The organism is Microcystis sp. LE19-84.1B (genome assembly GCF_027531875.1).
Taxonomy (GTDB): Bacteria; Cyanobacteriota; Cyanobacteriia; order Cyanobacteriales; family Microcystaceae; genus Microcystis; species Microcystis panniformis.
Map to the genome: position 1 here is coordinate 1 of NZ_JAPZSR010000187.1, position 5,767 is coordinate 5,767.

The following is a 5,767-nucleotide window of genomic DNA, read 5'->3' on the forward strand; positions in this document are numbered from 1 at the left end:
CTTTTTTTGTTGCTAAATTGTTACAAAACTAAATAAAAAAAGCCTTGACAATTGAGTTACTTTATGTAAAAGTAAGACCAACCTAATGTTGTTAAGACTTAGGAAAAAAGACAATACAAACAAGAGGTAATTCTCAATGAAGACCAAAAAACTGACACCCCGCAATGCGGCTCCTGTCCAACGGGAAATCAATACCACCTCCTCTGAGGCTGGTACAGGGCTGACACCCCTATGGGAAATCAATCCACCCCTGATAGGAGGATTTCCTTTTGCGGGCGACGATGCGGAATAATCCCTTTGATTCTAACACTCACCTCAAAAAGTGTCAAAAGTCTTTTTCTGCTTGCCAGGGCGCACGGTTTGCCTCAATGAATTGACGTACAACCCTAGTTAATTCAGGGCTTTCGGATACCTGGAACCCGGGGTTTGAACAAGACGAGACTTAGATTTTTTGGGGTTGGTGGTAGAGCCTTTTTCTGATAGATGAACCCCAGCCAACAGCTTACTACCCCAATGGCATCGGGTTGGGGTCTTCTTCTCCTTCGGCTTATATCTTTGGCAAAAACCTTTATATTTCTTGGCACAGTCTTCTAAACTATTCCCTAGTTGTAGGAAAGCAGGATGCCATTGAGTTAAGCCATCATCGGTTAAACGCTCATAACTGCCGTAGTTACTGAAATCGTAGAAAAAACCAGAACGCATTTTGGCGGCTTTCGGGTTGCCGTGAATGTAACGTAAGGTATTTAACGCCCTTTCTCTATCTGAAGGAGGGAAACCATCGCAAAAATACCGCTTTTCCCAAAAGTGTCCTGTGCGATCCCCCCTAGCCCCCCTTGATAAGGGGGGAAGCCGAAGGCGGGGGGATCACATCGCCGTGTACCAGTTGAGGAAGTGCATAATTTTAGGTAAATCTTCAGGTTGGGCAGGTTCAATGAGATAATGCACATGATTAGACATGATACAGAGAGCATAAAGCCTAAACTGGTGTTTGTCTAAAGCCTTCTTGATGGCATAAAGAAACACCTCCCGGCATTCCCGCTTGGATAATTTGAATTCTCGGTTATTGCATCGTGTGGTGACGTGGTAGGAATAACCAGCTTGTAAATTTCGAGGTTTTCTAGGCATATTTAAATTCTCTAAAACGGAGTAAGTTTTATGTTAACCACAAAACCCCGCTTTCAAACCTTTGCTGAATATCTACAGTATGAGGATAATTCAGAGGAACACTATGAATTATTTAACGGAGAATTGGTAGAAATGCCACCAGAATCAGGACTTAACTTTCAAATTGCCAATCGTCTTTTTCTAGTCTTTGCTTTAATGCTAGGAACTGATAGAGTGAGAGGACATGGTTTAGAATTAGAAGTGAAAGGCGAACCGAAAAACCGTTACCCTGACTTAACCATTATTCGAGAAGAACATATTCAATTACTCTCCCAGAGAAATACAATTCTTCTTGCCATGGCACCCCCCTTATTAGTCATTGAAGTCGTTAGCCCCGGAGAAATCCAAAGAGAGAGAGATTACATCGCCAAAAGAAGCCAATATCAAGATTGTGGGATTCCCGAATACTGGATAGTTGATCCTCAAACTCAAACCATTTTAGTCTTAGAATTAAGAGGAGATACTTATGCAGAAATTGGTAATTTTAGCAATGATGACTTAGTAAAATCCTCTATATTTAGTCAACTTAATTTAAAAGTTTCTCAAGTATTTAATTAGGCAAATTAACCCCCATGATTACCGTCGAACCCATTACTTTAAACTTAAAATCCGTCAATTTAAGCGATGAGCAATTCTATCAACTTTGCCATAATAACGACGATTGGCGAATTGAACAAACTGCCGCAGGAGAATTAATTATTATGCCCCCGATTGGTGCTATTAGTGGGAATCGAGAATCAGATTTAAACGGCTTTGTTTGGTTATGGAATCGTCAAACAAAACTCGGAAAAGTCTTTAGTTCTTCCACTATCTTTACCTTACCCAAGGGTGGTAAACGTTCCCCTGATGTCGCTTGGATTGCTAATGAACGCTGGGACGCTTTACCCCGAGAAGAACAAGAAAAATTTGCCACAATTTGTCCTGATTTTGTGATAGAATTAAGGTCGCGCACTGATTCTTTAACTCAACTCCAAGAAAAAATGCAGGAATATCTTGATAGTGGCTTAAGATTGGGTTGGTTAATTGATCCCATTAGTCAACAGGTAGCCATCTATCGCCAAAATCAGGAAGTAGAAATCGTCTCATTACCAACCACCTTATCTGGGGAGGACGTTTTACCCGGATTTACTTTAGAATTACCCCTTTTTTAACGACAGGAAATACAGAGATGATAGCAACTGCAACAATTTCTCCTCAATTAACCATCCCACACCTAGAAAATGGGGACAAGCTTACTCGTCGTGAATTTGAGCGTAGATATAATGCTATGCCAAATCTAAAAAAAGCAGAACTCATTGAAGGAATTGTTTATATTATGGCTTCTCCCCTAAGAATTACGAACCATGGCAACCCTCATGCGCGTATTATTACTTGGTTAGGTAACTATTGGTCAAATACACCCGGAACAGAATTGGGCGATAATTGTACGGTACGTCTTGATGCGGACAATGAACCTCAACCCGATGCACTATTAAGAATTAGAAATGGTGGACAATCAACGATTAGTGAGGATGGTTATGTCGAAGGTGCGCCAGAGTTAATCGTCGAAATTGCCGCGAGTACCGTCTCCCTTGACTTACATCAAAAACTCAATGTTTATCGCCGTAACCAAGTGCAAGAATATTTAGTCTGGCGAGTCGAAGATAGAGAATTTGACTGGTTTAGATTAACCAATGAAGAATATATTAAACTTGAACCGAACTCAGAAGGGATAATTTGTTCCCAGATATTCCCTGGATTATGGTTAGATAAAGATGCTTTATTAGCCGGTGATTTAGCCAAGGTTTTAGAAGTTTTGCAATTAGGAATAGCAAGGAGATAATTAATCATGAAATATAGCATTTTAATTCAATGGTCTGAAGAAGATAATGCCTATATTGCCAGTTTACCCGAATGGGAAAAATACGCTCGAACTCACGGCAGCACCTATCAAGAAGCCCTTGATAATGCCCAAGAAGTTTTAGAAGATTTGGTAGATATATATACCCAAGAAAATAAACCTTTGCCCTCGCCAAAACTATTACAATTAGCTGAGAAAATTACTAATGACTAACCTCCCAACTATTCTAGGACTAAAAGTAGGTTTTTCTTCCGGAGAAAATGATTTCAACAAAGACTTAACACAAATTCACTTAAAAACTATTGATTCGGCAGAAAAGAGGTAGTATGATCGAGAATAAATAGCAATCAGGTCAGATTTACCATGATGAAAACTAAAAGAGAATCAAAAAACCATGAATTAGAACCCCTACAAAGTTTAGAATTACCCATTTTTTGACGACAGGAAATACCAAGATTACAGCTACCGTTAAACCTATTACAACAATCAAGAGAGGATAAATTATGATGACATTAGAACAAGCTCTTATGACAGTTAATGAACTACCTATTGAACAGAGAGAAATGTTAATAGAAATTGTCAAAAATCAAATGATAGAATCCTATCGAGACGAAATAGCCCGAAATGCTAAAGAAGCGAGGGAAGCTTTTCAAAGAGGAGAATTAAAACCGCAACCTTTAGAAGATATTATTGATGAATTAAAAACCCTATTAACAGAAGATGAATGAAAGAGATTATTGCAACACAGAAGTTTAAACGGTCATTTCGTAAATTGGTCAAGCGTAATGCTCAACTTGAACAAAAAATCATTGAAACATTAAAGCTAATGCAAGAAGATATTTTTACCCCTCAGTTAGCCACCCATTCATTACAAGGAAAATTATTAGGACTAAAAGCTTGTTCTTGTGGTTATGATTGTAGAATTGTATTTTCTTTAGAAAGACCAGAAACTAATGATAAGGAGCAAAAAGAAGTAATCATTCTAATTGATATTGGTACTCATGATCGGGTTTATTAAACTTAATTTTTAACCTCATTTTCACCTAACTTACTCTGATTCACTAATCATTAATAAAATGACTCAAATTCTCTCGATTCCAGGACTAAAAGAACTACAAAAACAAACCAAAGGCGCATCAGAAATAACCGTCGCCATTCTCGATGGTGTAGTTGATACCGACCATCCCTGCTTTAATGGGGCAGACCTAACCCGTTTATCCACCCTCGTCCAGCATCAAGCCAACGCGGGGCAAATGTCCACTCATGGGACACATATCGCCAGCCTCATATTTGGACAACCTAAAACAGAAATAGAAGGAATTGCCCCTAATTGTCGAGGTTTACTTGTTCCCGTCTTTGGGGATGATAATAGAAAACTCTCCCAACTCGATTTAGCGAGGGCGATTGAACAAGCCGCCGAAAACGGAGCAAAAGTGATTAATATTAGCGGCGGGGCCCTCACTGATATGGGAGAAGCCGAAGATTGGCTAATTCGCGCCGTCGAGATGTGTAACGAGAGAAATATTCTTATCGTTGCCGCTGCTGGCAATGATGGCTGTGAATGCCTGCAAGTCCCGGCAGCCCTTCCCGCCGTCCTAGCGGTGGGTGCTGTTGATGCTAGAGGGCATCCCCTCGACTTTAGTAATTGGGGGGAAACCTACCAAAGTCAAGGCATCCTTGCCCCTGGAGAAAACATCTTAGGGGCAAAACCGGGCGGCGGGACTGTGCAACTGAGTGGGACCAGCTTCGCCGCGCCCATTGTGGCCGGAGTAGCCGCCTTATTACTCAGCTTGCAGGTGCAGCGAGGAGAAACCCCCAATCCTCACGCTGTCCGGGAGGCAATACTAAAAAGCGCCCTCCCCTGCCAATATGCCGACAGCGAAAATGAACCAAAATGTTTAGCCGGAGTGTTGAACATTTCTGGGGCAATTCAACAACTAACAGGAGAAACCATGTCCGAATCTGTGGAAACCCAAGCAACAGTAGAAGCATCGGGCTGTGGCTGCGGTGGTACGCCGGAAACCCCTGAGGCCGAACGCCAAAATCTCGAACTGAGTGCCGCAACCAGCGCACCGGTAATTCCCGTCGCCCAAATTCCCAACCCTGTCATCACCTCTCAAGGAGTATCCATGCCCGAAACTACTAATAAACCTGTTACCCCTAGCCAAGCTGCTGAACCTGCTGGCGGAGTCGTCTATGCCATTGGCACTTTGGGCTATGACTTCGGCACCGAAGCCCGTCGGGACACATTTAAACAACTGATGCCCACCGCCGTAATTGGTGGTATTGAAGTTCCCTCTAATCCCTACGATGCCCGTCAGATGGTGGATTACCTAGCTGACAACCTTTCGGAGGCTAAATCCTTAATCTGGACCCTGAATCTGGAACTTACGCCAATTTACGCCATTGAACCTCTTGGCTCTTTTTCCCGAGAAGTTTATGCGGCTTTACAGGAACTTCTTTCAGGACAAGTGCAAGCAGAAGACAGCGCCGAGTATATTCAGCGTGTCAGTATTCCGGGACGGATTACTGGGCGGACAGTACGCTTGTTCTCAGGACAAGTTGTTCCCGTCATTGAACCGGATAGTCCCCGGGGAATTTATGGTTGGCACGTTAATACTTTATACTTTAGACGTTCATAATCTGAGATTTATTAAACTTCTGAAATCGTAGAGTCAGCAAAGAATCCAGTTCTTTTTTATGTTTCAGATGGGCATCATTCAGACATTCATAAATAGCTGAAGAAAAGTCAGAAAAGTTCTC

Annotated in this window: 9 protein-coding genes and 2 pseudogenes; 8 read left to right on the top strand and 3 right to left on the bottom strand. The window is 41.7% G+C overall.

The window, feature by feature from the left end:
• The first annotated feature begins 136 nt into the window (after positions 1-136).
• Positions 137-292 carry an anacyclamide/piricyclamide family prenylated cyclic peptide gene (locus O9324_RS11145; RefSeq protein ID WP_288140215.1) on the top strand — a complete coding sequence of 52 codons (156 nt, stop codon included), beginning with the start codon at positions 137-139 and terminating at the stop codon, positions 290-292.
• 98 nt (positions 293-390) lie between these two features.
• Here O9324_RS11145 and O9324_RS11150 read toward each other — a convergent pair whose 3' ends face one another.
• Both O9324_RS11150 and O9324_RS11155 read right to left on the bottom strand, forming a co-directional pair.
• Complete coding sequence (locus O9324_RS11150; RefSeq protein ID WP_288140216.1) at positions 391-702, bottom strand: hypothetical protein; 312 nt, start codon at positions 700-702, stop codon at positions 391-393.
• A 162-nt stretch (positions 703-864) separates the two neighbouring features.
• Positions 865-1,125, bottom strand: a complete 261-nt coding sequence (locus O9324_RS11155; RefSeq protein WP_080603660.1) for a transposase — start codon at positions 1,123-1,125, stop codon at positions 865-867.
• A 30-nt stretch (positions 1,126-1,155) separates the two neighbouring features.
• On the opposite strand from O9324_RS11155, the gene O9324_RS11160 reads away from it, so the two are divergent.
• The 7 genes and pseudogenes from O9324_RS11160 to O9324_RS11190 all read left to right on the top strand — a co-directional run.
• Complete coding sequence (locus O9324_RS11160; protein ID WP_288140217.1) at positions 1,156-1,722, top strand: Uma2 family endonuclease; 567 nt, start codon at positions 1,156-1,158, stop codon at positions 1,720-1,722.
• Between the two features lie 14 nt (positions 1,723-1,736).
• Positions 1,737-2,315 carry a Uma2 family endonuclease gene (locus tag O9324_RS11165; RefSeq protein WP_288140218.1) on the top strand — a complete coding sequence of 193 codons (579 nt, stop codon included), beginning with the start codon at positions 1,737-1,739 and terminating at the stop codon, positions 2,313-2,315.
• Between the two features lie 17 nt (positions 2,316-2,332).
• Entirely contained in the window at positions 2,333-2,986 is a 654-nt protein-coding gene (locus tag O9324_RS11170; protein WP_288140219.1) for a Uma2 family endonuclease, read from the top strand.
• Positions 2,987-2,992: 6 nt separating this feature from the next.
• Positions 2,993-3,217 carry a type II toxin-antitoxin system HicB family antitoxin gene (locus tag O9324_RS11175; protein ID WP_287628074.1) on the top strand — a complete coding sequence of 75 codons (225 nt, stop codon included), beginning with the start codon at positions 2,993-2,995 and terminating at the stop codon, positions 3,215-3,217.
• A gap of 290 nt (positions 3,218-3,507) precedes the next feature.
• Entirely contained in the window at positions 3,508-3,732 is a 225-nt protein-coding gene (locus O9324_RS11180; RefSeq protein WP_002762738.1) for a hypothetical protein, read from the top strand.
• Positions 3,729-4,022, top strand: coding sequence for a type II toxin-antitoxin system RelE/ParE family toxin (locus O9324_RS11185; protein ID WP_287628075.1), 294 nt, complete (start codon positions 3,729-3,731; stop codon positions 4,020-4,022). The genes O9324_RS11180 and O9324_RS11185 overlap by 4 nt, the downstream gene beginning before the upstream one ends.
• Positions 4,023-4,080: 58 nt before the next feature.
• Positions 4,081-5,628 (top strand): annotated as a pseudogene (locus tag O9324_RS11190) (PatA/PatG family cyanobactin maturation protease); the annotation flags it as partial.
• 4 nt (positions 5,629-5,632) lie between these two features.
• Here O9324_RS11190 and O9324_RS11195 read toward each other — a convergent pair.
• Positions 5,633-5,767 (bottom strand): annotated as a pseudogene (locus O9324_RS11195) (IS630 family transposase); the annotation flags it as partial.

Bases quoted from the DNA above. Each gene is read 5' to 3' on its own strand.
- O9324_RS11145 (WP_288140215.1), top strand. From the start codon at position 137: ATGAAGACCAAAAAACTGACACCCCGCAATGCGGCTCCTGTCCAACGG.
- O9324_RS11150 (WP_288140216.1), bottom strand. From the start codon at position 702: ATGCGTTCTGGTTTTTTCTACGATTTCAGTAACTACGGCAGTTATGAG.
- O9324_RS11155 (WP_080603660.1), bottom strand. From the start codon at position 1,125: ATGCCTAGAAAACCTCGAAATTTACAAGCTGGTTATTCCTACCACGTC.
- O9324_RS11160 (WP_288140217.1), top strand. From the start codon at position 1,156: ATGTTAACCACAAAACCCCGCTTTCAAACCTTTGCTGAATATCTACAG.
- O9324_RS11165 (WP_288140218.1), top strand. From the start codon at position 1,737: ATGATTACCGTCGAACCCATTACTTTAAACTTAAAATCCGTCAATTTA.
- O9324_RS11170 (WP_288140219.1), top strand. From the start codon at position 2,333: ATGATAGCAACTGCAACAATTTCTCCTCAATTAACCATCCCACACCTA.
- O9324_RS11175 (WP_287628074.1), top strand. From the start codon at position 2,993: ATGAAATATAGCATTTTAATTCAATGGTCTGAAGAAGATAATGCCTAT.
- O9324_RS11180 (WP_002762738.1), top strand. From the start codon at position 3,508: ATGATGACATTAGAACAAGCTCTTATGACAGTTAATGAACTACCTATT.
- O9324_RS11185 (WP_287628075.1), top strand. From the start codon at position 3,729: ATGAAAGAGATTATTGCAACACAGAAGTTTAAACGGTCATTTCGTAAA.